Genomic DNA, 24,236 nt, shown 5'->3' on the forward strand with positions numbered 1-24,236 from the left:
CCCCGCGTTGTTCCTGCCTCCCGTAGGAGCTGGCTTGCCAGCGAAGAGGCCCGCGAGATCGCCTTCGCCGGCAGCCGGTTCCTACGAGCCACGATAGGTCGAGAACCCATAAGGGCTGAGCAACAACGGAACGTGGTAATGCTGCTCGGTCTGCCTGACCTCGAAGATCACCGGGATCTCCGGAAAGAAGGTCTCGCGCTTGGCTTGCCTGAAGTACTCGCCGGTCTTGAACACCACCCGATACTCGCCGGCCGTCAGCGCCCGGCCCGCCGGAAACAGCTCGGCAATCCGCCCCTGCTCATTGGTCACCCCTTCGGACAAGGGCTTCCAGTCCTGGCCCACCTGCTGCTCCAGGGTCACCTTGACCCCCGGCGATGGCAGGCCGTTCTCCAGGTTCAGCACGTGCACGCTCAACGGATTGCCTGCCGCCAGGGCCAGGCTCGACAAACCACACAGGCCGATGGCCGCCAGACTATTACGCAAAACATTCATGCCCCACTCCTTCCTCGATTGAACAAACAACACAACCTGTAGCCGCTGCCGAGCCCGCGAGGCTGCGAACGACCGCAACGCGGGCGCAGGTTTTCACGATCACTCACGCCCGGCCTCGGTAGCCAACCCCACCCGCTGCGCGGCCTGGAGCGCACACGCCTCGTCCTGCGCCGCGCCACCGGCCCCGGCAATCCCGATGGCCCCCACCAACTGCTTGCCGGCAAACAACGCAAGGCCGCCACCGAGCAACAACAGCTCCGGCAAGGTATTGAGATTGGCCGCCTCGGGGCTGTTGCGCGCCCGTTCGGCGAACAGCCGGCTCGAAGTCTTGGTCGACAGCGCGGTGTAGGCCTTGCGCTGGCTGGCCGGGCCGTTGTGCGGGCCCACCCCATCGCCGCGCATCGCCACCAGCAGGTTGCCGCCACGGTCCAGCACCGATACCGCCGCGGTGCACTGGGCCATGCTGGCATCGGCCAGCTGGCGGGCGGCGGCCAGGTCCAGTTCGGCATGGCGCGGCAGTTCGAGCGCCGCCAGGGCCGTGCCGGCGAGGCTCAGGCCGAGGCCCAGGACAAGAGGTTTGCAGATCATCGAACGAGCTCCATAAAGACCGGTGGCCACCTTAGCCAGCGCACTCCGTCAGAACTCCGTCGTCTTGATTACAAGTTTGTAATGGGCAAGCGCGCGCCGGGCGCCTAGCCTGTGCCGATCATTTCCGAGGTGCGCCATGCGTTTGCTGGTAGTTGAAGACGAAGCCAAGACCGCCCATTTCCTTGCCAAGGGCCTGGGAGAGTCCGGCTTTGCCGTGGACGTGGCCCTGAACGGCCTGGACGGGCGCTATTTCATCGAGCAGCAGGAGTACGACCTGATCATCCTCGACGTCATGCTCCCCGGCCTCAACGGCTGGCAGTTGCTGCAACTGGTGCGCCAGCGCGGTGCCACCCCGGTGCTGTTCCTCACCGCCCGCGACGCTATCGAGGACCGGGTCCGCGGACTGGAACTGGGCGCCGACGACTACCTGCTCAAGCCCTTCGCCTTTGCCGAGCTACTGGCCCGGGTGCGCACCCTGCTGCGCCGCGGACCGCTGCGCGAGGCCGAGTCCTTCAGCATCGCCGACCTGGAGATCGACGTGCTGCGCCGTCGCGTCAGCCGTGGCGGCCAGCGCATCGCCCTGACCAACAAGGAGTTCGCCCTGCTGCACCTGCTGGCCAGCCGCCAGGGCGAAGTGCTGTCGCGGACCCTCATCGCCTCCCAGGTGTGGAACCTGAACTTCGACAGCGACACCAACATGGTGGAAGTGGCGGTACGAAGGTTGCGGGCCAAGGTCGACGACCCCTACATGCCCAAGCTGATCCACACCGTGCGTGGCGTCGGCTACCAGCTGGAAGCCCCGGATGAAGCGCTCTAGTTCCATCGCCTGGCGGCTGGCCCTGGCCTTTGCCGCGGTCTGCGCCCTGGTGCTCAGCGTGATCGGGGTGTTCCTCTACCGTTCCCTGGCCGGGGAAATCGCCTACCGCGACGACCTGGCCCTGCTCGGCCGCCTGGAACAGGTGCGGGCCCTGCTGCAGGACAGCGACAGCCTGGATGCCCTGCAAGCCCGGCCCCGGCTGTACCAGAACATGCTGGGCAACCAGGAAAGCCTGCTGCTGGTGCTGCGGGCCGATGGCTCGACGGTGATCGACATCAACCCGCGCCGGCAGCCCCTGCCCGCGCTCGACCCCATTGCGCTGCAACAGGCGCCGCAACGCACCGATGTCCGCCTCTGGCCGGGGCCGGACGATGTGCCGGTGGCGCTGCTGGCGGGCCAGGCCCGGGGGCCCAAGGGCGAAGCCCTGACCGTGGTCGCCGGCAAGGTTCTCAGCGAGCGCGAGCAGATGCTCGCCAGTTACCGCCTGCGCCTGTACCTGGCGGTGGGGCTGGGGGCCTTGCTGGCCTTCGCCCTGGGCCTGCTGCTGTTGCGCCGGGGCTTGCAGCCCTTGCGCCAGCTCAGCGAAGCGGCCCGCCAGATCGACCTGCGCAGCCTCGACCGGCGCTTGCACACCAACGGCATCCCGGCGGAATTCCACGAGCCGGTGCAGGCCCTGAACGCCATGCTGGCGCGCCTGGAAGAGAGTTTTGAGCGCCTCTCGCAATTTTCCGCCGACCTGGCCCACGAGATCCGCACGCCGTTGCACAACCTCCTGGGCAGCAATGGCCTGGCCTTGAACCAGCCGCGCAGTGCGGCGGAGTACCAGGAAGTGCTGGCCTCCAACATGGAAGAGTTCGAGCGCCTGGGACGCATGGCCGAGAACCTGCTGTTCCTGGCCCGGGCCGAGCAGGCCGATGCGGTGCTGGACCTGCAGGTACTGTCACTGGCCGGTGTCGGGGCGCAACTGTGCGACTACTTCGAAGCCCTGGCCGACGACCGCCAGTTGCGCCTGGAGAACGGTTTTTCCGGCGAGCTGCGGGCTGACCAGCAATTGCTGCAACGGGCCCTGGGCAACCTTCTGGCCAATGCCGTGCGCCATGCCGATGCAGGGTCGCTGATCCGCCTGCGGCGCCACGACGAAGCGGGCTGGTGCTGGTTGCAGGTGCACAACCAGGGCCCAGCGATCGCCCCCGAGCACCTGCCCCGGCTGTTCGACCGTTTCTACCGGGTCGACCCGTCCCGAGCCGAGCCGGGGGACTCCGGGGGCCTGGGGCTGGCCATCGTGCACTCGATCATGCTGCTGCATGGCGGCCAGGTGCGGGTCACGAGCGATGACCAGGCCACGGTATTCGAACTGGGCTTCCCCCTCCTGTAGCCACTACCGAGCCTGCGAGGCTGCGACAAGGCCGCCAGGCCTTCAGCGGCCTGCAGTATTTGCGCCCGCGTTGCGGTCGTTCGCAGCTTCGCAGGCTCAGCAGCGGCTACAAGGCTGCTGGGGCTTAGCGCAGGCCGTCGCGAAACTGCCCCGGGGTCATCCCGGTCCAGCGCTTGAATGCCCGGCTGAAACTGCTGGCATCGGCAAAGCCCAGCAGGTAGCTGATCTCGCTCAGGGAGCATTCCAGGTCCCGCAGGTGCAGCAGGGCGAGGTTTTCCCGGCATTCGTTGAGCAGGGTGTCAAAGCGCGTGCCTTCATCCGCCAGGTGCCGTTGCAGGCTGCGCAGGCTCAGGTGCAGGGCCTGGGCCACTCGCTCCGCCGAAGGTTCGCCTTCGGGCAATTGGGCTTCGATCACCCCGCGTACCTTGCGCTCCCAGGTCAGGGGCCGCAGTTGCAGGAGGGTGCGCTTGAGCACCGCTTCGTTGTGCTCGGCCAGCTCCGGGTTGGCGTCGTCCAGATGGCTGTCGAAATCGTGCAGGCCGAACTCCAGGCAGTCGTCCACGGCGGCGAACTGCACCGGGCAGCGGAAAACCTTGTGCCACTGGCTCGGGTCCGCCGGGGCCGGGCGCCGCAATTGCACGGCCAACGGCGCGTAGTCACGGCCCAGGCGGTTGCGGCAGGTGCGCACGTAGATCGCGGCAAAGGCGTCGATGGCTTCGAAGGCCGGTTGCGGCGCGCCCTCCGGCACCTTGAGGAAGAACCGGTAGCGGTCCGCTTCCCGGGTCAGGGCCAGTTCCAGGGCGTCGCTGACCACCTGGTGATAACGCACGATGCGCTCGAACACTTCCCGCAGGCTGCCGCTGGCCACCAGGGCGTAGCCCAGGGCGTGGAAGGTGGTGGGGCTGACAAAGCGCGACACCCGCAGGCCGATGGCCGGGTCGCCGCTGGCCTGCACGGCGAGATGCCACAGGCGGGTGGTGGCCGACAGCGGGTAGCGGGCGTTGGGGTCGTCCATCAATTGCGGGTCGAGCCCGGCTTCGCGGCACAGTGCGGCGCTGTCGAGGTCCAGAGCGTCCAGTTGCTTGCGCAAGGCGCGGGTCCAGCTGGCAAGGGAGGTGGCTTCGGTCATGCGATTGGCGCGTCCGGTCAACAGGTTGGCGTTTACGGCTAGCGCCCGGAGCCGGGGCTCGGGGCAGGATGCACACATCACTGACCAGAGGATGGAATCATGCAGGGTATTTCTGCAAGCCCCGAGCGGATGAACGCACAGCAGCGGGCGGCGCATATACGCCAGGTGGTCCTGGCCCGGGGTGATGAACTGCGCCGGCGTTTTCCTTTGCTGCGGCACCAGGACGCGCTGGGCGCGGGGATCCTTGCGTTCGCTCTGTCGGGGATGCTGGGGTCAGCGCTGCTCTATGTCACGGGTCACCTGGCCTGGTGGGCGTGCCTGCTGCTCAATGCCTTTTTCGCCTCCCTGACCCACGAGCTGGAACACGACCTGATCCACAGCATGTACTTTCGCAAGCAGCGCCTGCCCCACAACCTGATGCTGGGGCTGGTGTGGCTGGCGCGGCCGAGCACCATCAACCCCTGGGTGCGCCGCCACCTGCACCTGAATCATCACAAGGTGTCCGGCAGCGAGAGCGACATCGAGGAGCGCGCCATCACCAACGGCGAGCCCTGGGGCATCGCCCGCCTGCTGATGGTGGGGGACAACATGATGGCGGCCTTCATCCGCCTGCTGCGGGCGCCGGGGGCCAGGCGCAAGCTGGGCATCCTCGTTCGTACCCTGGCGGTGTACGCGCCGCTGGCATTGCTGCATTGGGGCGCCTGGTATGTGTTCCTGGGCTTTCATGGGGCCAACGGCGTGGCCGCCCTGCTGGGCAGCCCGATCCAGTGGTCGCAAGACACCGCGTCGCTGATGCACTACGTCGATATCGCCGTGGTGGTGATCATCGGCCCCAACGTGCTGCGCACCTTCTGCCTGCACTTTGTCAGTTCCAACATGCACTACTACGGCGACATCGAGCCGGGCAACGTGATCCAGCAGACCCAGGTACTCAACCCCTGGTGGATGTGGCCGTTGCAGGCCTTCTGCTGCAACTTCGGCAGCACCCACGGCATCCACCATTTCGTGGTCAGGGAGCCGTTCTACATCCGCCAGATGACGGCATCGGTGGCGCATAAAGTGATGGCCGAGATGGGCGTGCGCTTCAACGATTTCGGCACTTTTGCCCGGGCCAACCGCTTTACCCGGCAGGAGCGCGAAGCGATGCAACCGGCGCATAACGCCCGGGCTTGAGGGGGCGGACTGTCTTTCTGGTTAAATATCCAAGGACCGATAACGTTAAGCCAAGGTCACGCGGTGCCGGGAAACGCACGGAATCTGCGAAGAGGCAACAACAGGGAGACAGTATGAGCAGTGCGGTAAGGCGATTGATCGCCGTTGCCTTGATGAGTGTGGGCAGCGCGTCGCTGGCCGACTCGGTGGCGCAGGGCAGTGACGAGGCACTGGCGCTGAGTATCTTGAAGCATCTGGAAGTGAACGGTTTTCGCAATTCCTTGCGGCCGCGGCATTACCCGGACGGCACCACGCTGGGCCAGACGCCCTATCGGATCTACGAGAAGGCCGCAGGCGCCGAGGGCACCTACAGCGCGGTGGACGAAGAGCAAAGCTGGGTCTACAGCGTCAGAGTGATGGAGCAGGGGAAGCAGGGCATCGCCATCTGTTTTGTCGACCAGAGCCTGCGCGGCAGCTACTTGGCCGCTTCGCCGTTGCGGGTCGAGAAAAACCGGGCTGGGCATTACGTCGTGGTCAAGGAACTGCCGAATACCCCGGCTTGCCGCATCACCCGAGGCTGAGGCCAGCGCCTGGCGCAGCCCGGGGGACGCTTTTCGCTGGCAAGCCAGCTCTTACATGGTCCGATTGCCAGCTCCCACCGGGTCAATCGGGCTGGAACGGTGATTCGCTGAGGATCACTCCGGTTTCATCCACGTAGCGCTGCCATTCTTCCAGCAGGGTGCGCAGTTTTTCCGGCTGGCTGTGGGCCAGGTCGTGAATCTCCCCCGGGTCCTGGCCCAGGTCGTACAGCTGCCACGTCGCCGGGCCCACGGGGCCGGGGATGTACACCGCCTTCCACTGGCCCTGGCGAATTGCCCGGCGGCCGAACAGCTCCCAGCCGGTTACCGTTTGTTCGTCATGCACCCGGGCGGTTTCGCCGGAGAGAAAGCCCAGCCAGGACTTGCCCCGCAGCGGCGCCACATCGCGCCCGCGCCAGCGCTTGCCCGGGTGGCGCACGCCGGCCAGGTCGAGCAGGGTCGGAGTAATGTCCATCACCGTGCCGAAGCCGTGGCTGATCTGCCCCTTGAGCGGCAGTTGCGGGTAGTGCAGCAGCGCCGGCACGCGAATTCCGCCCTGGGTGGTGAAGGCCTTGAACAGCCGCGATGGCGCAGTGGCCGCCTGGGCCCAGGCCGGGCCGTACCAGACGTAGGAGTTGGCCCGGCCGATGTTCTCCAGGCGGTTGTCATAGTGCTGGTTGAGGTAGGTCAAAAGCTCCGGGCCGAACTTGGGGAAGGCTTCCAGCAGCGCGCCCTCGGCACCGTTGTCGGACATGAATAGGATCAGGGTGTTGTCCAGCTGGCCTTGCTGGCGCAGGTAGTCCACCACCCGGCCGATGTTCCAGTCCATGCGCTCGACCATCGCCGCATACACCTCCATGGCCCGTGCCGACACCTGGCGCTGTTCTTCGCTGAGGGCGTTCCATTCGGCGTTCAGGTTGATCAGCGGATGGGGCTCGACCTGCGGGTCCACCAGGCCCAGGGCCTGGAGTTTTTCCAGGCGCTCGCGGCGCAGCACTTCGGGGCCGGCGTCATAGCGGCCCCGGTACTTGGCGACGATTTCCTCCGGAGCCTGCAGCGGCCAATGGGGCGCCGAGAACGGCAGGTAGGCGAAGAACGGCCGGCTCTGGTCGCGCTCTTTCAGGTACTGCAAGAGCTTGTCGCCGAAGGCATCGGAGGAATAGAAATCCGCTGGCAGTTCATCGATGAAGCGGTCGTCCTCGATGTACAGCGCCGGCGTGGATTTGAGCAGCCCGGGGGTGTGCTCGTCGTAGGTCGGCTCGAAGCCGTAGTGGTTGGCCGCCCCCGGCAACAGCGAGAACGAGCGCTCGAAGCCCCGGGCATGGGGCGCGCGTTCGGCAGTCAGCCCCAGGTGCCATTTGCCGCTCATCAGGGTCTGGTAGCCGGCCTCGCGCAGCAGTTCCGGCAGGGCCACCACGCGGTCGTTGAGGTAACCCTCATAGCCCGGCTTGCCGATCAGCTCGGGGGTCAGGGCTTCGGCCATGGTGCCGATCCCGGCGATGTGATGGTCGGTGCCGGTGAGCAGCATGGAGCGGGTTGGCGAGCAGGTGGGGGCGGTGTGGAAGTCGGTCAGGCGCAGGCCGTTGAAGGCCAGGGCATCGAGGTTCGGCGTGGCGATCTCGCCGCCGAAGGCGCCGAGGTCGGAGAAGCCCAGGTCGTCGGCCAGGATCACCAGGAAGTTGGGACGTTGCGGCATCGAGTCACTCCTGTTCAGCAAGCAATGAAGGTCAGGGGCAGGTCGCGGATCTGTACCGGCGAAGGCGCCTGGTAGAGCTCGTCGCGGGTCAGTTCGTGAAGCAGCTCCTCACGCAGTTGGTGGAAGTCGAAACTGCTGCGCTGGCGCGGGTGGGGCAGGGCCACCTCGACCACGCGCTTGATCCGCCCCGGGCGCGGTTCCATCACCACCACCCGGTCGGCGAGGAAAATCGCTTCCTCGACATCGTGGGTCACCAGCACCGTGGTGATCTTGGCCCGCTCGCGGATCGCCAGCAGTTCGTCCTGCATCTGTTGGCGGGTCAGGGCGTCGAGGGCGCCGAAGGGTTCGTCCAGCAGCAGGATCCGCGGGCTGGCTACCAGCCCCCGGGCAATGGCCACTCGTTGCGCCATACCGCCGGACAGTTGGTGGGGATAGGCCCGGGTGAAATCCTTGAGGCCCACCAGTTCGATGAATTCGCCGACCCGTTGCTGGCGCTCGGCGGCGCTCAGGGGCTCGTTGACCAGGCCCAGGCCGATGTTCTCGGCCACCGTCAGCCAGGGGAACAGGCGGTGTTCCTGGAACACGATGCCGCGCTCGCCGCCGATGCCGCTGACGGCCTTGCCGTCGACCCGGATCTGGCCACGAAACTCGGTGTCCAGGCCGATCAGCAGGCGCAGCAGGGTGGACTTGCCGCAACCGCTGGAACCGACGATGGCGACGAACTCGCCTTCGGCGATGTCCAGGTTGAATTCGCGGATCGCCTCCACCTCGCCACCGGCGACGGCGAAGGTCTTGCCCACGTGAGTGAAACTGACCAGGGGTGCGTTCATGCGTGTCTCCAGCGGGTGGCGCGAAGTTCGAGTTGTTGCCCGATCAGGTTGAGCAGGGCCCCGGTAAGGCCCACCAGGAGCATGCCGGCCATGATCAGGTCCATGCGTAGCAGTTGCTGGGCGCTGATCATCTGGCTGCCGATGCCGCCGTTGGACGGCATGAAGTATTCCGCGCCGATGGTGCCCAGCCAGGCGTAGATCAGGCTGATGCGCAGGCCGGCGAAAATCCCCGGCGCGGCGCCGGGCAGCACCAGCCGGCGCAGCCGTTGCCAGAGGTTCAGGCGCAGTACCTGGGCGGCTTCCGCCAGTTGCGGCGAGAGCTGGGCGACGCTGCGCTGGGTGGCGATGAACAGCGGGAAGAATGCGGCCAGGGCGACGAACACCCACTTGGCCAGTTCCCCCAGGCCGAACCAGGCGGTGAGCAGCGGCACCCAGGCAAAGATGGCGATCTGGCGGATGGCGGCCAGGGTCGGGCCCAGCAGGCGTTCACTGAACCGCGACAGGCCCAGCAGCAGGCCAAAGGCAAAGCCCAGGCCGCCGCCCAGCAGCAGGCCGCCGAGGGTGCGGCCCAGGCTCAGGCCCATGCCCCCCAGCAGGCTGCCATCGAGCAGGCCGTTGCCGGTGGTGGCGAGTACCGCCAGGGGGCTGGGCAGGATGTTCGGGTCGACCCACTGCTGGTCGCTCGCCACTTGCCACAGGGCCAGCAGCGCCAGGGGCAGCAGCCAGGGTTGCAGGCGCTGCCAGCCCTGGTAGCGCGGGCCGCGACGGAATTCGGCGGTGGCCGGGTGCGGCCAGTGCACCAGCCGGCGGTCGAGCCAGCCGATGCCGCGGTCCATGCACACCCCCAGCAGGCCGATCACCAGGATGCACACGAAGACGATGTCCAGCATGAACAGCTGGCGTGCCCAGACCATCAGGTAGCCGATGCCTTCGCTGGAGGCCAGCAGTTCCACTGCCAGCAGCGAGGTCCAGCCGGTGGCCAGCGCCAGGCGCACCCCGGCCATGAAGGCCGGCAGCGCAGCGGGCAGCACCAGGCGGCGCACCAGCAGCGCCGGCGGCAGGCGCAGCACCGCGGCGGCTTCCCGCAGCCGGGGCTGGGCATCGCGCACGCCCACCAGGGTGTGCAGGGTCACGGGCACCACCACCGCCTTGATCAGCACCACCAGCTTGAGCACTTCGCCGATGCCGAAAAACACCATGAACAACGGGATCCAGGCCAGGGTGGGGATCTGCGACAGGGCGCCGAAGGTGGGAAACACCAGGCGCTCCAGGCGTCGGCTGAAGCCCAGGGCACCCCCCAGCAGGGCGCCGGCGGCGATACCCGCCAGCAGGCCCCAGAACAGCCGTTGCAGGCTGATCGCCAGATGGCTCCACAGCTCGCCATGGGCCAGCTCCAGGGCACTGCTCCAGACCAGGGCCGGGGCCGGCAGGATCTGTTCGCTCATCCATTGATTGCGGCTGGCCAGCCACCACAGGGCGAACAGGCTGATGGGCAACAGCCAGGGCAGCAGCCGCTGGCTGATCAGGGGCCAGCCCGGGCGTCCGTCGGACGGCGCCGCCAGGGGCAGGCTGAGCAGGGAAACACGGGCCATGGATGACCTCCGTCGTCGGGTACTGCATGGCGTGGGTCGATGCCGTAGGGGCTGGCTTGTCGGCGAATCAGCGTTTGAGGGCCTCTTCGCTGGCAAGGCGGTTTCTACGTGTTATGCATTTGTGATCTATTAAAATTCTTATCGATTCTATTAAGAGATAAGAAAGGCCATTTAAGGCTTCTCGCCGACACGCATCCAATGCATTTGAAGAATATTTTTCATGCATTTCATGCATATCCCCGGGGACGCCCGTGGCAGCTGATTTATTCGATATGGTTATTAAAATGTGAATTTATAGTATTTAAATGTTGAACGATTCCGTGCCTACCTTTTGCTCCTCTCAGCCTTTGCCACCAGGAGCCGCACCCATGAACCTTCCCTTCAAACGCGTCATCAGCCTGTTCGCCGCCCCGGCCCTGGCGGGGCTCCTGGGCTGCCTGCCGCTGCTGGCCCAGGCCGACGAACTCAAGGAAATCCGCATTGCCGTGCCCGACCTCAGTGCCGGCACCCAGCACAGCGGCGGTGGGGTGGTGGATGTGCTGCGCCAGCAACAGATCTTTGAAAAGGCCTTCGCCGACCAGGGCATCAAGATCCAGTGGAATTTCTTCAAGGGCGCAGGCCCGGTGATCAACGAGGCCTTCGCCAACGGCCAGGTGGACCTGGCGTACCTGGGGGACCTGGCGGCCATCATCGGCAAGTCCAACGGCCTGGATACCCGCCTGCTCAGCGCCTCGGCCCGTGGGGTCAAGCACTATCTGGGGGTGGTGCCGGGTTCGGGGATCAAGACCCTAGAAGACCTCAAGGGCAAGCGCGTAGCGGTGTTCCGTGGCACTGCCACCCAGCTGTCGTTCGACGCGGCCCTGGCCAGCCGGGGCCTGAGCGAGAAGGACCTGAAGGTGGTCAACCTTGACTTCAACGCGGCGGTGGCGGCCCTGGCGGCCAAGCAGATCGATGCGTCCTGGGGCAGCACCGGGCTTTCCGCCCTGCGCAGCAAGGGCCTGGCCGAACTGCCCCTGAGCACCAAGGACCTGGGCGGTGCCGGCAGCGTGCAGAGCGTGCTGGTGGGCGCCGGCAAGTTTGTCGACGAGCATCCCGAGGCCGTGGCAAAACTGCTCAAGGCCCAGCAGCAGGCCGTAGAGTGGCTGACCCAGGACAGCAACAAGGAAGCCTACATCCAGTTGGTTTCGGGGCTGGCCAGCTACCCGCCGGTGATCTTGCAGGATGACCTCAAGGACCAGCGCCTGAGCGAGATCTTCCCCTCGACCCTGGACCCGGTGTTCCTCGGCAAACTGCAGGATTCGGTAGACCTGGCGGCCAAGGAACGCTTGATTCGCAAGCCGTTCAAGGTGGATGCCTGGGTCGCCCCGCAGTTGGCCGCTGCCGGCCTGTAAACCCCTTCCTGAACCCCTGTAGCCGCTGCCGCAGGCTGCGTTCGGCACCGTAGGGGCCGCCAGTGCCGGCAACGCGGTCTACCTGGAGGAGCCGGGTGCCGTCTTGCGCCGACTGTGTCGTCGTTCGCAGCCTTCGGCAGCGGCTACAGGGTCAGACGGCGATGCTGTGGGTTTGCTGGTCGACCGCCACCAGCACTTCGATCATCTTGCGCGCCGCCGGCGACAGGCGAAAACCGCTGCGGCTGACGATGCCGCAACGGGCATTCAGGCTGTCGATGTTCTGCGGCAGGTTGCGCCAGTGCAGCAGCGCCAGCGAACCCTGGGCGATGTCTTCGGCAAAGGCCTCGGCGGTGCCCACGCCGATGGCATTGGACTGGCGGACGATCTTCACCAGCGCCGGAAAGTGCTCGGTCTCGATGGTCGGGGAAAAATCGATGCGTCCGCTGAGGTTGGCCAGCAGCTTGCGGATCCCCGGGGGGATCAGGGTGGTGGCCAGGGGGTAATCGAACATGTCGTTGGTGGACAGGCTCTCCTTGGCCAGCAGCGGGTGCCCGGGGCGGCAGAAGAACACCCCGCGCTTGGGCGTCAGGGGCTGGGTCTGGTAGTTCGGGTCGGCCTCGAAATGGCGGATATCGGCAATAAAGAATTCGATCTCTTCGCGGTTCAGGCTGCGGCTGAGTTTTTCCCAGTTGTCCACGGCAAAGCAGGTGCGCACCTTCGGGTGGGCACTGGTGAATTGCGCCACCGCATCGGGCACCAACTTCACCGCCGGGGCCGGGCCGCAGCCGAAGCGCACTTCGCCGGCGTCGAGCTTGGTCATCTGGGTCACTTCGCTGCTGAGCAAGGCCGCCCCCTGCACCAGGCTCAAGGCGTGCTGCAGCACCACCTGGCCTTCCGGGGTGGGGCGAAGATCCTTGTTGCCGCGGTCCACCAGCACGCAGCCGAACTCCTGTTCCAGGCCCTGGATACTGCGGCTGAAGGCCGGCTGGGTGATGCCCATGGCGTCGGCGGCGCGGACAAAACTGCGGTGTTCATTGAGGGCGATGAAGTAACGCAATTGGCGAAGATCCATATGCTTTCCCGGCATCCGAAAAATAGCTCGAAGGCATTTGCGACGAGTGAGGAATGAGGTTTTAAATGCAAGCTCTTATTCCGTCAACGAAGCATGTAGTTATCTATTAGATCTAAATTGAATATAGATAGAGCGTTGTTTCGCGGCGGTTCCACCGTAAGCAGTCCGATGAGGGTGTACCTGATGAGCAATGCCGCCTTAGCCGTTCAACCTGCTGTTCATGCCCTTGATATTCACCCGGTGGCCGGCCGTATCGGCGCCGAGATCCGTGGCGTGCAACTGTCCGGCGATCTCGACGCCGCCACCGTGGAAGCGATCCGGCAAGCGCTGGTGCAGTACAAGGTGATTTTCTTCCGTGGCCAGACCCACCTCGACGACCAGAGCCAGGAAGCCTTCTCGCACCTGCTGGGCGAACCGGTGGCCCACCCCACCGTGCCGGTACGCGACGGCACCCGCTACCTGATGGAGCTGGATGGCGCCCAGGGCCAGCGGGCCAACTCCTGGCACACCGACGTGACCTTCGTCGACGCCTACCCCAAGGCCTCGATCCTGCGCTCGGTGGTGGCCCCGGCCTCCGGTGGCGACACCGTCTGGGCCAACACCGCCACGGCCTACAACGAACTGTCGGCGGAACTGCGGGAGCTGGCGGACAAGCTCTGGGCGGTGCACAGCAATGAATACGACTACGCCGGGGCCAAGCCGGACGTTTCGGCGGAGAAGCTGGAGCGTTACCGCAAGGTGTTCACCTCCACGGTGTTCGAGACCGAGCACCCGATCGTTCGCGTGCACCCCGAGAGCGGTGAAAAGAGCCTGGTACTGGGGCACTTCGTGAAGCGCATCAAGGGCTATTCCCAGGCGGACTCGGCGCATCTGTTCGGCTTGCTGCAAAGCCACGTCACCCGTCTGGAAAACACCGTGCGCTGGCGCTGGAGCGCAGGGGACGTAGCGATCTGGGACAACCGCTCGACCCAGCACTATGCCGTGGACGACTACGGCACCCAGGACCGCATCGTGCGCCGCGTGACCCTCAAGGGCGACGTCCCGGTGGGCGTCCACGGCCAGCGCAGCCAGACCACCAAAGGCCTCTGACCCGCCCCCTCAAGCCCCTACGGGCATTTACCCGATGAACCTGCCCACTGTAGGAGCTGGCTTGCCAGCGAAGGCGCCCTCGAGAGCACTGCAAGACTTGAGGGCCTCTTCGCCGGCAAGCCGGCTCCTACGGGGGAAGGTGCAGGTACGGGTGGGGGTTACCACACGCCGATCTGTACCAGCTTTTCGCTTTCCGGCTCGCCGTAGCGAAAACGCTGGCCGCGCAGGTCGATTTCTTGATGGCTGATGGTGGTACGGCGTTTCAGGCCGCGCAGCCATTCCAGCACATATCCCAGGTGTTCTTCGCGCACCGCGGCATAGGCCGGATCGGCCCCCAGGTCGTGCAACTCCTGGGGGTCGTTGTGCAGGTCGAACAACTGCGGGCGCAAGCCATCGTAGGCCAGGTACTTCCAGCGCTCGCTGCGCACCATGGTCATGCGGCAGCGGTCGATGGGCTGTCCCAGGCGCTCTCGCGCAGGGGCCTGGAAGGCGTAGTCGTATTCGCTGATGGCGTAGCGGCGCCAGGCCGGTTCGGCGCCGTGCAGCAGGGGAATCAGCGAGCGGCCTTCCAGGCGATGCTCGGCCCCCGGCAGGCCCAGGGCCTCGAGAAAGGTCGGCAGGGCGTCGATGGTTTCCACCAGGCGTTCGTCCACGGTGCCGCGGCTGCTGTCTGCCGCCGTGCGCGGGTCGCGGACGATCAGCGGCACGCCCACCGCCGGTTCCAGCAGAAATTCCTTTTCCCCCAGGTAGTGGTCGCCAAGGAAGTCGCCGTGGTCGCTGGTGAAGACGATCAGGGTGTCGTCCCAGCGGCCGTTGCTCTGCAGGAAGTCAAACAGCCGGCCGAGCTGGTCATCCACCTGCTTGATCAGGCCCATGTAGGTGGGCACCACGTTCAGGCGCACCTCATCCCGGGAAAAATTCAGGCTTTCTTCATGCTGGCGGAAGGCGGCGTAGACCGGGTGATCGCTGAGCTGCCCTGGCGCGGCGCGCACCGCCGGGATCACCTGCTCCGGGCCATACAGCGAGTGGTAGGGCGCGGGTGCGATATAGGGCCAGTGGGGCTTGATGTAGGACAGGTGCAGGCACCAGGGCTGCTCGCCTTGTTCGCTGATGAAGTCGATGGCGCGGTCGGTGGTGTAGACGGTTTCCGAGTGCTCTTGCGCGACCCGGGCCGGCAGGTGGGCGTTGCGCATTTTCCAGCCGCTGCGGATTTCTCCCTGCTCGCCGGCCCCGGCGTTGGCCCAGTCGTGCCAGGGGTTGCGCCCTTGGTAGCCGAGGTCGCGCAGGTAGTGTGTGTAGGGCGCCGACTCGCGCTTGTCGTCGAATACCGGGTCGTCGGGGTAGATGCCGTCATGGCGGAAATAGGGCTCGAAGCCGACTTCGTTGAGCACCTCGGCCTGGGCACTCCCGGGGTCGATGGCCAGGCGTTGCAGGGCGTCGAGGTTGGGTGTGGCGTGGGTCTTGCCCACCAGCGCGGTGCGGATGCCGTGGGGTCGCAGGTAGTCCCCCAGGGTCAGTTCTTCAAGGGGCAGGGGCACGGCGTTCCAGGCCACCTGGTGGCTGCTGACGTAGCGCCCGGTGTAGGCCGACATGCGCGACGGGCCGCAGATGGTGCCCTGGGTGTAGGCGCGGCTGAAGCGCACCCCGGCGTTGGCCAGGCGGTCGATGTTCGGGGTATGCAGGTGCGGGTGGCCGTAGCACGAGAGGTAATCCCGGCGCATCTGGTCGCACATGATGTAGAGCACGTTGCGCACGGGCGGATGGGTATTGGACATGGGGTTCACCAAGGGGAAGACAGGCGAGGTTTTTCGCCTCCGGCGGGGGCTTCCGGCAAGCGCATTTGCCGAATAGTTTCGATGCGTTTCATGCAATGCCGACCGGCCCCCCACGTCGTGTGCGGACGGCAGGGTCTTGTAGGAGCTGGCTTGCCAGCGAAGGCGTCCCTGAGAGCGCTGCAAGGCTCAAGGGCCTCTTCGCCGGCAAGCCGGCTCCTACGGTGAGAGCATGCAGGTGGCTCAGACCGCCAGGTTGTCCAGGCTGCACACGTCCTCGTCCTGTTCGTCGATGCGCTTGATCTCGTCGATCATCGCCGCGGCCAAAGGCGACAGGCGATAGCCGGCGCGGCTGACGATGCCGTAGCGGGTGTAGAGCTCTTCCAGGTCGTCGGCCAGGCCGTCGATCTTCAGGCACACCAGCTCGCCCTTGGCGTTGTGCAACGCGTCGCTGTAGGAGCCGACGATGCCGATGGCATCCGAGCGCATGACCACCCCCAGCAGGCTGTAGCTGTTTTCGCATTCCACATTGGGCGTGAAGTCCGGCTTGCCGCTCAGGTCGACAATGACCTTGCGCAGGTTGGGCGGGCGGATGGTCACCGCCAGTGGGTAGCTCATCAGTTCGCTGGCGCTGACACTTTCGCGCTGGGCCAGGGGGTGCCCGGCGCGGCAGCAGAAATGCCATTTGCGCGGGCGCAGGCGCTGGGTCAGGTAGTCCGGATCGGCCTCGAAGTGCCGGGTGTCGGCAACGAAGAATTCGAACTCTTCGCTGAGCAGGCGCTTGCTCAGGCTTTGCCAGTCATCCACCTGGAACTGCACCCGGGCCTTGGGATAACGCCCGATAAAGCTGCCGATGGCCCGGGGGATCAGCCCTGCGGCTGGCGCCGGGCCACAGCCGAAGCGCAACTCTCCCGCTTCCAGCCCATTGAACTGGCTGATCTCGTTGGCCATCTGCTGGGCGCCGCTGACCAGCCGGCGCGCGTGCTCCAGCAGCAACTGGCCCTGCTTGGTCGGCGCCAGGTCCTTGCGCCCGCGATCCACCAGCTGGCAGCCGACGCTGTGTTCCAGGGCCTGGATGCTGCGGCTGAAGGCCGATTGCGAGAGGTTCACCGCCGCTGCGGCCGCGACAAAGCTGCGCTGTTCGGCGAGGGCGATGAAGTGGCGGAGCTGGCGCAGGTCGATATGCATTTTTCACATAAAAAATATCGGGGAAATGCATTGGCTATGCATTAGGTCGACTCCTTATAAAGGCAATCTCTTATGCAGTAAATCTTTGTAAAAACATAAATAAATAACTTTAAGGAATATACAAGGCTGTATATTTTCTGACCAGGAGCCGCCCATGAGCCCGTTGTCCCTCGCTTCACCCCTCTCGCCCCGGCGGCTCAAGCGCCTGCCCCTGGCGCTGTTGCTGGCCGGCAGTGCCAGTTGGACACCGACCTGGGCCGAAGAGGCCCCGGCGCCGCAAGCCACCCCGGCCAAGAGCAGTGCCAACAAGGCCAAGGCCGATGATGGCCAGTTGCAGACGGTGACCGTCACTGCCCGTCGACGCGAGGAAAGCTCCCAGAGCGTGCCCACCCCCATGAGCGTGGTCAGCGGCCAAGCCCTGGAGAGCCAGCGGGTGTACCGCATCCAGGATCTGCAGCAACTGGTGCCCAGCGTCAACGTCGCCTACATGCATGCGCGCCAGTCCAGCGTGTCGATCCGTGGCCTGGGCAACAACCCGGCCAGCGACGGCCTGGAAGGCAGCGTCGGGCTGTACATCGACAACGTCTACCTCGGAAGGCCGGGGATGGCGGTGTTCGACCTGATGGATATCGAGCAGCTGGAAGTGCTGCGCGGCCCCCAGGGCACCCTGTTCGGCAAGAACACCACCGCCGGGGTGATCAACATCAGCACCCGGGCGCCGAGCTTCACCCCGGAGCGCAGCATCGAAACCTCCCTCGGCGAGGATGGATACTTCCAGACCAAGGGCACGATTTCCGGGCCGCTGACCGATGAGCTGGCGGGGCGTTTTTCCGCCTACCGCACCCGCAGCGACGGCGACATCAAGAACGAATTCGACGGCCACGACCTCAATGGCGGCTCACGCCAGGGCTTTCGCGGGCAGTTGCTGTACAAGCCCAATGAGAGCTTCAACCTGCGCTGGATCGGCGACTACAACGAAGAGGATTCCAGCGCCGGCACCCGAGTGCTGTACAGCACCGGCCCGACCATCAACGGCACCAATGTCTACGAGTCGCGCGCGGCGGCGGCCGGCGCGACCCTGGTCAATGGTTCGCACCGCAAGGTCAACCTGGACAACGACCAGCACGTGACGGTGTTCCAGGGCGGCACTTCGCTTGAGGCCAACTGGACCCTGCCCAGCGACTTCACCCTGACCTCGGTCAGCTCCTACCGCTGGTGGAATTTCACCCCGCGCAACGACGATGGCCTCAACGTTCCGGCCAGCTACAACGCCGGGGTTTCGGTGCAAGACAAGCAGTGGTCCCAGGAATTTCGCCTGGCCTCGCCCACCGGCGGCTTCTTCGACTACGTGCTGGGCGCCTACTACTTCGGCTCCGACCTGGACAACAAATCCTTCGCCTATTACGGGCCCAAGGCGGACATCTGGAACGGCACCCCGGCCGGCGCCCTGAGCAACGTCACCAGCATCGGCAACGGGCATATCCAGACCAACAGTTTCGCCCTGTTTGCCCAGGGCACCTGGCACCTCACCGAGCGCCTGGATTTCACCGCCGGCCTGCGCGGCACCTACGAGGAGAAAAGCGCCTGGGTGACCCGTAACGCCCCGGTGGGCGGCGTGGCGGTGGCCGGCGCCGCCGCCAACGCGCGGCGCGGGCGCACCGGAGCCTATGACTCCGGCGACCTCAACCAGTACAGCACCAGCCCCTCGGGCCTGCTCAACCTCAGCTACCGCATCACCGACGACCTGCTGGGCTACGCCACCCTGTCCCACGGCGAGAAGTCCGGTGGGGTCAACCTGACGGTGGGGTCGGCGCCTACCGCCGGGGCCGATTCGCTGCTGATCGGCACCGAGCGCGCCAACAACGCCGAGCTGGGTTTCAAGAGCACCCTGTGGGACCGCCGCCTGCAACTCAACGCCAACCTGTTCTGGACCCAGGTCAACGGCTACCAGACCAACGCCTACGACGACGCCAACCGCGTGCAGTACCTGACCAACGCCGGTTCGGTGCGCTCGCGCGGGGTGGAAGTGGAAAGCACCCTGGTGCCGATCCGTGGCCTGACCCTGAACCTCAACGGTTCCTACAACGACGTGCGCTACCTCTCCTACAAGGATGCGCCGTGCCCGCCGGAAGTCAGCCTGCGCCCCGGTGCCCCGGCCTCGTGCGATCTCAGCGGCCACCAGGTAGTGGGCGCCTCGAAATGGATCGGCAACGCCAACGGCGAATACAAGTGGAACCTGGACAACGGCCTGGAAGAGTACGTCACCGCCAGCTATGCGTTCCGTTCCAAGGCGGTGGGCACCGTGGAGGATTCCGAGTACGGGCAGATCCCCAGCTACGCCGTGGTCAACCTTTCCACCGGCTTGCGCGGCAACTACGAGCAGGGCCAGTGGGACGTTTCGCTGTGGCTGAAGAACGCCTTCGACAAGACCTACTACACCACCCTCTGGACCGGCGGCAACGGCGGTTACGAAGGCCTGCTGGGCACCCCGCGGACCTTGGGCGTGACCGGTCGCTACGATTTCTGATACCCGGCTTTTCGCACCTTGCGCCGGGTTCTCCGGCGCCTTTCGACTTGAATAGGAGTGCTTGTCATGTTGCGCCTCACCACCGCTTTGCCCCTGCTGCTGTCCACCGCCCTGCTGGCCTCGGCGGTGCAGGCCGCGCCCAGCGTCTACCCCACCGGCGTCACTCGCTACGACCCGGCCAGGGCCTATAACCAGTACGTGATCTTCAGTGGTGCCGATAAGCAGACCCACCTGATCGACATGAACGGCAACGAAGTGAAGAACTGGCCCCAGGCCGGTTTCCCCTCGGCCATCATCGACCCGCAACTGGTGGGCGGCGAGCGTGGCCGGGTGCTGTTGCAGCTCAAGGACAAGGAGCCCGGGCCCCTGGGTTCGGCGGGCAACGGCCTGGGCAACCAGAGCGTCGGCGAGCTGGACTGGAACGGCAAGCTGGTCTGGCAGTGGGGCGACCAGGCCCCGGGCGGCGCGGCCCAGCAGCATCATGACCAGCGCCGGCTGAGCAACGGCAACACCCTGGTGCTGGCCAACAAGGTGCACAAGGTGGCGGGGTTCAAGGTGCCCCAGGTAATCGACGACGCGATCTATGAAGTCAGCCCCGAGGGCCAGGTCAAATGGCAGTGGCTGGCCTCCGAACACCTCAAGGAATTCGGCTTTACCCCGGCGCAACTGAAGCTGGTGTACGGCACCGACAACCCGGACTACCTGCACATCAACAACCTCAGCGTGGTGGGCCCCAACCAGTGGTTCGACGCCGGTGATAAACGCTTCGCCCCGGACAACCTGCTGATCGACTCGCGCAACGCCAACTTCATCGCCATCCTCGACAAGCACAGCGGCAAGGTGGTCTGGCGCCTGGGGCCGAACCTGTCGCCGATCAACCCGAAGACCGCCGCCAAGGTGCCGCGCCCGGTGGACCAGTTCGTCGGCCAGCATGACGCCCACATCATTCCCGCCGGCTTGCCAGGGGCCGGGCATCTGCTGGTGTTCGACAACCAGGGCACTGCCGGTTACCCCTCGGTGCCCCTGGGGCTGATCGCCGGCTCCCGGGTGCTGGAGATCGACCCGATCAAGAACCAGATCGTCTGGCAGTACAGCGCCGCCAGTTCCCGGCAGCCGGGCTGGGCTTTCTACAGCTCGTTCATCAGCAGTGCGCGGCGCCTGCCCAACGGCAACACCCTGATCGATGAAGGCATGAACGGGCGCTTCTTCCAGGTGACGGCCGGCGGTGAAATCGTCTGGGAATACGTCAGCCCCTATCTGGGCAAGGCGCCGGGCAGCGAGGCCATCAGCAACTGGGTGTACCGGGCTCTGCCGGTGAGTTACGACTGGGTGCCCCAGGGCACGCCGCGTTCGGAAACGGCAGTGAGCGTGCCGGACTCGGGGCTCAAACAGGCCAGTGCCAGCGCGGGGATTTGAGCTTGCGGCCGTGCTGTTGAGGCCGACCTGCGGCGAGGGCAGCCCTGGGTGACGGCCTCAGAAATAGAAGAACAGACCGGTGTCCCGTTCCAGGGCCAGTTGATTCAGGGCGATGAGCTTGTGGATAAGTTCATCCTCGGCCGTAGCGGCCCGGGTCAGGATCGACAGGGCCGTGGCCAGGGCGGCCTGGCCCTGGATCGACGCGTCCTCGTAGTCATCGATCAGGGTGCCCAGGGCACGGTTCAAACTGGGCAGTAGGTCGCTGCGGGACAGGGCTGCCCACTGCTCCGGGGACAGCGCCAGTTCCTCCAGGTCTCCTGGCAGGCACTGGTCCAGGTCCAGGCGTTGCTGGGCGTCTTTGTTGGTGGGCACGACTATCCATTTGCGCGGTGTGTTCATGGCTGCCACAGCTCGACAAAGGCCTTGAAATCGGCGGCCACCGGGTAACGGCTGGCGCTCTCGGGGTCGAAGATTTCCACCGCCACGGCCGGGCTGTTGAAGTCCAGGCAGATCAGCAGGCCGCCGGCATCCCGGGCAATCGGCAGGCAGCCTGCGGCGAGCCCCGGCACACGGCCAGGGCTGGCGTACCAGAGCAGGGTCCAGGGCTGGCTGCTCAGGCCGAATTCGAAGAACTCGCTGATGCAGGTGTAGCCGCCGTCATAGGCGAAGCCGCCGATCCCCGGCGTGGCGGCCTCGGCGTACTGCACCAGCTCCAGGTACAGCGACGGAAACTCGACGCCGAGGCGATGCTGCACCTGGGCGATCAGCTGTTCGTCCACGATAGATCCGGGTTCTATTTCCCAGGCATTCCAATCCAGGGTCATGCTCGACATGCGCCTTGTCGTTGAGGGACCGCGCCCGCCCAATGGAGGATCGGGCGGGCGTCGAGGGGCGATTGTAGGCGTGTCGCCCGGTGCGGGGTAGGCGCTTATTTGCAGCTATGGCCTTCGGGCAGGGTGACGGTGTATTTGCGCTGCACCCGGTTGCGGAAGTCCAGGTTGTCCAGGCTTTCCTGCACCAGGAAATCCTCGACCTTGGCGTCCTGGCAGTCCTCGTTATAGGACGAGGCCCGCAGCAGGAATACCGTGCGCCGGCTCTGCTCGTCCTTGGCCTTGATGTTGAAGGTACTGAGGGTGGTGTAGCCGGTGCGCTCCGAGGAACCCACCGGGCCCCAGGTGGTGGTCGGGGTGCTGTTGCACACCAGGTTCTTGTCTTTATGGGTGCTCTGCTTGCACACCGTCTTGGTGCTGCTGGGCACCTGGCCGTAGTCGGTGGCGGTGTAGCGGTAGCTGACCTTTTCGCTGCCCACGTCGAGGGTGAAGTTCATTCGGAACGGCGGATGGTTCTTGGGCAGCGACGTATCGGTGTAGACCTGCTTGAAACCCATGCCATGCAGGGCGGCGACCATGTCGCGCAGGTAGTAGCTGGCGTTGAGGCCGTGGGCATCGTTGGCTCCGTTGATGCTTACCAGCACCGGGGCCTGAGGGTCGAAGTAGTAGTCCGGGGCCGGAGTGGCGGCAATCGCCACTTCGAGTTTGTTGGCGCAGCCGGTCAAAAGACAGGCGAGCAAAAGCAGCGGGCAGAGCAGGTAGCGAGTCATGAATAAGCCAATGTGCAACGTGAGGAGTGGTAAGGCTTTAACGATCGGGACTCGGATCAAACAAACGCGGGGGTGTCACGCGGGCTCGGTGGCCTGATATTCCAGCAGGTCGCCGGGCTGGCAGTCGAGTGCGGCGCAGAGTTTGTCCAGGGTCTCGATTTTCATCCCCTTGACCTTGCCATTTTTCAGCAACGACAGATTGGCCTCGGTAATGCCCAGGATGGCGGCCAACTCTTTCGAGCGAATCTTGTTTTTAGCCATGACAACGTCAAGCCGAACGATAATGGTCATCTCATTGTTCTATATGTAGTGACTGTGCTCATCACTGAGGACTTTGGCGTCGCGCATGATAATGGAAAACGAGCAGAGCAAGATTCCTTTGACCACCTCGTAGGCCGCGTAGGACGAGAAGCCCGCGGAAATCTGCAGGATGCGCTGGCCGGGCGGCAGGTCGATGGACAGGGCCAGGCCTTGCAGGGTTTCCATCATCGGGAACGTGGCCGGGGCGACTATCCACAGCATGCCCACGCGCCAGAGGATGCGGATGTTGCGATCGCTCCAGGTTTCGCCACGGGACAGGCGCAGGAAGAACACGCCGGTCAGGTACAGGGCGAAGCTCGACAGCAGCAGTGGCAGGAAGTCGAGGATCACCAGCAGGGCGAAGCTCAGCGACGAGAGCTTGAAGTCGGCTTCCAGCAGGCGCGGCGAGTGTTCGGCAAATACGCTGAGCAGGGCGCCCAGGACCTGGTCCTTGCTGTAGATCCAGAGCCCGGCATTGCCGCCCAGCTCCACCACGCCCATGACCCAGGCCAGGATCGCGGCCAGCAGGCCGACCCGTCGTAAGCGGTACTGGGCCGAGCCGTTGATTTGGGAGTTCATGCGTTATTCCTTGCAAAACTTTGGGGGTGGCAAATTATTGATAAAAAATTATCGAATTACAATAATTTATTTTCAATAATCGTCACGACTCCAGGCCAGGAATCATGCTGTGGCGAGGGAGCTTGTTCCCGCTCGGGCGCGTAGTGGCCGTAAAACCTGAGGTTGGGGTCTTATTGGTGTACCTATCCATTGCTGCGGTCACGGCCACTTATGGTTTCGCTCTTGCAGCGAGTCACTTTGAAGCCCGGAATGCCGGCCAGCCCAAAGTAACCAAAGGCACCTGCCCCTCCACTCGGTGCCTCGCCTGCGTTTGGCCATCGTGTCTAAGGGGGCAGGAAGATCAAAAGCCAGAGCAAGATCAAAATCTGCCGGCGGCCTGCCTGCCGGCCTATCTCTGTCGTCCTTCACGTTTCCTGTAGCCGCTGCCGAGCCTGCGAGGCTGCGAAAAGGACCGCAGGGCCTTGCTTGGCGATCTCGCGCCGGTCCTCTGATGCCTGGCGGATCGCCGCGAGTTTCCACGAGCCACTCTGTGTGGCCGAATCAGTCGCGCTGCGGCTCCAGCAAGTCGAACGACAGGACCTTGATCTGCCGGTCGGCGCTATAGACGAACCCAACCCGCGCACCGGGATGCAGGTGCTCCGGCAGGCGGTAGCTCTCCCAGGCGTTGAGCGTGTATTGCCCATCTGCTGATGGCCTGCGCTCCCCCGATCGCAGGGGCGTACCCAGCAGATTGCGGATGTCGGCGTGGGTCATGCTGCGCGAGAACGGGGCGGGCAGCTCGCCCCTGTAGAAGGAGCGCCCCTGTTCAAGGGGCATGAGTTCGATCAATACCTTTTCCAGGGCCAGGCTGTCTTCCCAGAAGTCCAGCATCAGGCCGGGCTCGACGATCACGGTCAGCCATTCGAATTCGTCGTAGATCTTGTCCGTCGGGGTCTCGATGCGTTCTCCCCGGGCGATCAGTTCTTCATGGCTGAGCCCCAGGCTGCTTACCCAGCGGCCGATCGTTGCAGCGTCCATCGCTATTCCTGTGTCCTGAGTTGAGTGTGTGCCCGT

Annotated in this window: 23 protein-coding genes; 8 read left to right on the plus strand and 15 right to left on the minus strand. The window is 65.1% G+C overall.

Translation table 11 applies throughout. The features are described 5' to 3' along the window. Window positions 1-81: 81 nt before the first annotated feature. Window positions 82-492, minus strand: coding sequence for a hydroxyisourate hydrolase (uraH, locus tag BM382_RS20375; RefSeq protein ID WP_072443756.1), 411 nt, complete (start codon window positions 490-492; stop codon window positions 82-84). A gap of 99 nt (window positions 493-591) precedes the next feature. Further along, complete coding sequence (locus BM382_RS20380) at window positions 592-1,080, minus strand: GlcG/HbpS family heme-binding protein (RefSeq protein ID WP_072443758.1); 489 nt, start codon at window positions 1,078-1,080, stop codon at window positions 592-594. A 136-nt stretch (window positions 1,081-1,216) separates the two neighbouring features. On the opposite strand from BM382_RS20380, the gene BM382_RS20385 reads away from it, so the two are divergent. Together BM382_RS20385 and BM382_RS20390 are read left to right on the plus strand one after the other, a co-directional pair. Continuing rightward, window positions 1,217-1,897 carry a heavy metal response regulator transcription factor gene (locus BM382_RS20385; RefSeq protein ID WP_011058580.1) on the plus strand — a complete coding sequence of 227 codons (681 nt, stop codon included), beginning with the start codon at window positions 1,217-1,219 and terminating at the stop codon, window positions 1,895-1,897. Further along, window positions 1,884-3,272 (plus strand): heavy metal sensor histidine kinase, encoded by a 1,389-nt coding sequence (locus tag BM382_RS20390; protein ID WP_072443760.1) that lies wholly within the window; start codon window positions 1,884-1,886, stop codon window positions 3,270-3,272. Before BM382_RS20385 ends, BM382_RS20390 begins: the two co-directional genes overlap by 14 nt. Window positions 3,273-3,396: 124 nt before the next feature. Here the strand turns inward: BM382_RS20390 and BM382_RS20395 are convergent, their stop codons facing one another. Continuing rightward, entirely contained in the window at window positions 3,397-4,401 is a 1,005-nt protein-coding gene (locus BM382_RS20395; RefSeq protein WP_011058582.1) for an AraC family transcriptional regulator, read from the minus strand. A gap of 99 nt (window positions 4,402-4,500) precedes the next feature. On the opposite strand from BM382_RS20395, the gene BM382_RS20400 reads away from it, so the two are divergent. Together BM382_RS20400 and BM382_RS20405 are read left to right on the plus strand one after the other, a co-directional pair. After that, window positions 4,501-5,574 carry a fatty acid desaturase gene (locus BM382_RS20400; protein WP_065364760.1) on the plus strand — a complete coding sequence of 358 codons (1,074 nt, stop codon included), beginning with the start codon at window positions 4,501-4,503 and terminating at the stop codon, window positions 5,572-5,574. A gap of 113 nt (window positions 5,575-5,687) precedes the next feature. After that, on the plus strand, window positions 5,688-6,134 hold the full coding sequence (locus BM382_RS20405; protein WP_011058584.1) for a pesticin immunity protein: 447 nt from the start codon (window positions 5,688-5,690) through the stop codon (window positions 6,132-6,134). 82 nt (window positions 6,135-6,216) lie between these two features. Here the strand turns inward: BM382_RS20405 and BM382_RS20410 are convergent, their stop codons facing one another. From BM382_RS20410 to BM382_RS20420, 3 genes are read right to left on the minus strand one after another with little or no spacing between them, the layout of a single operon-like run. Next, window positions 6,217-7,827, minus strand: a complete 1,611-nt coding sequence (locus tag BM382_RS20410; protein ID WP_072443762.1) for an arylsulfatase — start codon at window positions 7,825-7,827, stop codon at window positions 6,217-6,219. A gap of 14 nt (window positions 7,828-7,841) precedes the next feature. Beyond that, window positions 7,842-8,657, minus strand: a complete 816-nt coding sequence (locus BM382_RS20415; RefSeq protein WP_011058586.1) for an ABC transporter ATP-binding protein — start codon at window positions 8,655-8,657, stop codon at window positions 7,842-7,844. Further along, window positions 8,654-10,249, minus strand: a complete 1,596-nt coding sequence (locus BM382_RS20420; protein ID WP_011058587.1) for an ABC transporter permease — start codon at window positions 10,247-10,249, stop codon at window positions 8,654-8,656. Before BM382_RS20420 ends, BM382_RS20415 begins: the two co-directional genes overlap by 4 nt. Window positions 10,250-10,617: 368 nt before the next feature. On the opposite strand from BM382_RS20420, the gene BM382_RS20425 reads away from it, so the two are divergent. Next, complete coding sequence (locus tag BM382_RS20425) at window positions 10,618-11,640, plus strand: ABC transporter substrate-binding protein (RefSeq protein WP_041115133.1); 1,023 nt, start codon at window positions 10,618-10,620, stop codon at window positions 11,638-11,640. 151 nt (window positions 11,641-11,791) lie between these two features. Here the strand turns inward: BM382_RS20425 and BM382_RS20430 are convergent, their stop codons facing one another. Then, complete coding sequence (locus BM382_RS20430) at window positions 11,792-12,712, minus strand: LysR family transcriptional regulator (protein WP_011058589.1); 921 nt, start codon at window positions 12,710-12,712, stop codon at window positions 11,792-11,794. A gap of 183 nt (window positions 12,713-12,895) precedes the next feature. Between BM382_RS20430 and BM382_RS20435 the strand changes: the two genes are divergently transcribed. Continuing rightward, entirely contained in the window at window positions 12,896-13,801 is a 906-nt protein-coding gene (locus BM382_RS20435; RefSeq protein ID WP_011058590.1) for a TauD/TfdA dioxygenase family protein, read from the plus strand. A gap of 158 nt (window positions 13,802-13,959) precedes the next feature. Here BM382_RS20435 and BM382_RS20440 read toward each other — a convergent pair whose 3' ends face one another. Next, window positions 13,960-15,576, minus strand: coding sequence for an alkaline phosphatase family protein (locus BM382_RS20440; RefSeq protein ID WP_072443764.1), 1,617 nt, complete (start codon window positions 15,574-15,576; stop codon window positions 13,960-13,962). A 240-nt stretch (window positions 15,577-15,816) separates the two neighbouring features. Continuing rightward, on the minus strand, window positions 15,817-16,761 hold the full coding sequence (locus BM382_RS20445) for a LysR family transcriptional regulator (protein ID WP_011058592.1): 945 nt from the start codon (window positions 16,759-16,761) through the stop codon (window positions 15,817-15,819). Window positions 16,762-16,915: 154 nt separating this feature from the next. On the opposite strand from BM382_RS20445, the gene BM382_RS20450 reads away from it, so the two are divergent. Together BM382_RS20450 and BM382_RS20455 are read left to right on the plus strand one after the other, a co-directional pair. Continuing rightward, complete coding sequence (locus tag BM382_RS20450; RefSeq protein WP_019095368.1) at window positions 16,916-19,288, plus strand: TonB-dependent receptor; 2,373 nt, start codon at window positions 16,916-16,918, stop codon at window positions 19,286-19,288. Window positions 19,289-19,354: 66 nt separating this feature from the next. Further along, window positions 19,355-20,704, plus strand: coding sequence for an aryl-sulfate sulfotransferase (locus BM382_RS20455; protein ID WP_072443766.1), 1,350 nt, complete (start codon window positions 19,355-19,357; stop codon window positions 20,702-20,704). 57 nt (window positions 20,705-20,761) lie between these two features. Here the strand turns inward: BM382_RS20455 and BM382_RS20460 are convergent, their stop codons facing one another. The 6 genes from BM382_RS20460 to BM382_RS20485 all read right to left on the minus strand — a co-directional run bounded on the left by BM382_RS20460 (window position 20,762) and on the right by BM382_RS20485 (window position 24,200). Then, window positions 20,762-21,103 (minus strand): hypothetical protein, encoded by a 342-nt coding sequence (locus BM382_RS20460; protein WP_170866341.1) that lies wholly within the window; start codon window positions 21,101-21,103, stop codon window positions 20,762-20,764. Next, window positions 21,100-21,537, minus strand: coding sequence for an SMI1/KNR4 family protein (locus BM382_RS20465; protein ID WP_011058596.1), 438 nt, complete (start codon window positions 21,535-21,537; stop codon window positions 21,100-21,102). Before BM382_RS20465 ends, BM382_RS20460 begins: the two co-directional genes overlap by 4 nt. Before the next feature lie 95 nt (window positions 21,538-21,632). Then, window positions 21,633-22,304 carry a hypothetical protein gene (locus BM382_RS20470; protein ID WP_047335383.1) on the minus strand — a complete coding sequence of 224 codons (672 nt, stop codon included), beginning with the start codon at window positions 22,302-22,304 and terminating at the stop codon, window positions 21,633-21,635. Window positions 22,305-22,379: 75 nt separating this feature from the next. After that, window positions 22,380-22,595 (minus strand): helix-turn-helix domain-containing protein, encoded by a 216-nt coding sequence (locus tag BM382_RS20475; protein ID WP_011058598.1) that lies wholly within the window; start codon window positions 22,593-22,595, stop codon window positions 22,380-22,382. Window positions 22,596-22,604: 9 nt separating this feature from the next. Beyond that, window positions 22,605-23,183 (minus strand): hypothetical protein, encoded by a 579-nt coding sequence (locus BM382_RS20480; RefSeq protein ID WP_065364767.1) that lies wholly within the window; start codon window positions 23,181-23,183, stop codon window positions 22,605-22,607. A gap of 540 nt (window positions 23,184-23,723) precedes the next feature. Next, window positions 23,724-24,200, minus strand: coding sequence for a DUF6392 family protein (locus tag BM382_RS20485; RefSeq protein ID WP_065364768.1), 477 nt, complete (start codon window positions 24,198-24,200; stop codon window positions 23,724-23,726). Between the last annotated feature and the right edge of the window lie 36 nt (window positions 24,201-24,236).

It is taken from the genome of Pseudomonas sp. NFPP25 (assembly GCF_900116505.1).
In the GTDB taxonomy this organism is placed as follows: domain Bacteria; phylum Pseudomonadota; class Gammaproteobacteria; order Pseudomonadales; family Pseudomonadaceae; genus Aquipseudomonas; species Aquipseudomonas protegens.

Coding starts and splice junctions, on each gene's coding strand:
- BM382_RS20465 (WP_011058596.1), bottom strand. CDS start 21,537: ATGTCGAGCATGACCCTGGATTGGAATGCCTGGGAAATAGAACCCGGA.
- BM382_RS20390 (WP_072443760.1), top strand. CDS start 1,884: ATGAAGCGCTCTAGTTCCATCGCCTGGCGGCTGGCCCTGGCCTTTGCC.
- BM382_RS20470 (WP_047335383.1), bottom strand. CDS start 22,304: ATGACTCGCTACCTGCTCTGCCCGCTGCTTTTGCTCGCCTGTCTTTTG.
- BM382_RS20385 (WP_011058580.1), top strand. CDS start 1,217: ATGCGTTTGCTGGTAGTTGAAGACGAAGCCAAGACCGCCCATTTCCTT.
- BM382_RS20480 (WP_065364767.1), bottom strand. CDS start 23,183: ATGAACTCCCAAATCAACGGCTCGGCCCAGTACCGCTTACGACGGGTC.
- BM382_RS20460 (WP_170866341.1), bottom strand. CDS start 21,103: ATGAACACACCGCGCAAATGGATAGTCGTGCCCACCAACAAAGACGCC.
- BM382_RS20445 (WP_011058592.1), bottom strand. CDS start 16,761: ATGCATATCGACCTGCGCCAGCTCCGCCACTTCATCGCCCTCGCCGAA.
- uraH (WP_072443756.1), bottom strand. CDS start 492: ATGAATGTTTTGCGTAATAGTCTGGCGGCCATCGGCCTGTGTGGTTTG.
- BM382_RS20425 (WP_041115133.1), top strand. CDS start 10,618: ATGAACCTTCCCTTCAAACGCGTCATCAGCCTGTTCGCCGCCCCGGCC.
- BM382_RS20395 (WP_011058582.1), bottom strand. CDS start 4,401: ATGACCGAAGCCACCTCCCTTGCCAGCTGGACCCGCGCCTTGCGCAAG.
- BM382_RS20380 (WP_072443758.1), bottom strand. CDS start 1,080: ATGATCTGCAAACCTCTTGTCCTGGGCCTCGGCCTGAGCCTCGCCGGC.
- BM382_RS20420 (WP_011058587.1), bottom strand. CDS start 10,249: ATGGCCCGTGTTTCCCTGCTCAGCCTGCCCCTGGCGGCGCCGTCCGAC.
- BM382_RS20405 (WP_011058584.1), top strand. CDS start 5,688: ATGAGCAGTGCGGTAAGGCGATTGATCGCCGTTGCCTTGATGAGTGTG.
- BM382_RS20410 (WP_072443762.1), bottom strand. CDS start 7,827: ATGCCGCAACGTCCCAACTTCCTGGTGATCCTGGCCGACGACCTGGGC.
- BM382_RS20435 (WP_011058590.1), top strand. CDS start 12,896: ATGAGCAATGCCGCCTTAGCCGTTCAACCTGCTGTTCATGCCCTTGAT.
- BM382_RS20450 (WP_019095368.1), top strand. CDS start 16,916: ATGAGCCCGTTGTCCCTCGCTTCACCCCTCTCGCCCCGGCGGCTCAAG.
- BM382_RS20415 (WP_011058586.1), bottom strand. CDS start 8,657: ATGAACGCACCCCTGGTCAGTTTCACTCACGTGGGCAAGACCTTCGCC.
- BM382_RS20475 (WP_011058598.1), bottom strand. CDS start 22,595: ATGACCATTATCGTTCGGCTTGACGTTGTCATGGCTAAAAACAAGATT.
- BM382_RS20440 (WP_072443764.1), bottom strand. CDS start 15,576: ATGTCCAATACCCATCCGCCCGTGCGCAACGTGCTCTACATCATGTGC.
- BM382_RS20430 (WP_011058589.1), bottom strand. CDS start 12,712: ATGGATCTTCGCCAATTGCGTTACTTCATCGCCCTCAATGAACACCGC.
- BM382_RS20455 (WP_072443766.1), top strand. CDS start 19,355: ATGTTGCGCCTCACCACCGCTTTGCCCCTGCTGCTGTCCACCGCCCTG.
- BM382_RS20485 (WP_065364768.1), bottom strand. CDS start 24,200: ATGGACGCTGCAACGATCGGCCGCTGGGTAAGCAGCCTGGGGCTCAGC.
- BM382_RS20400 (WP_065364760.1), top strand. CDS start 4,501: ATGCAGGGTATTTCTGCAAGCCCCGAGCGGATGAACGCACAGCAGCGG.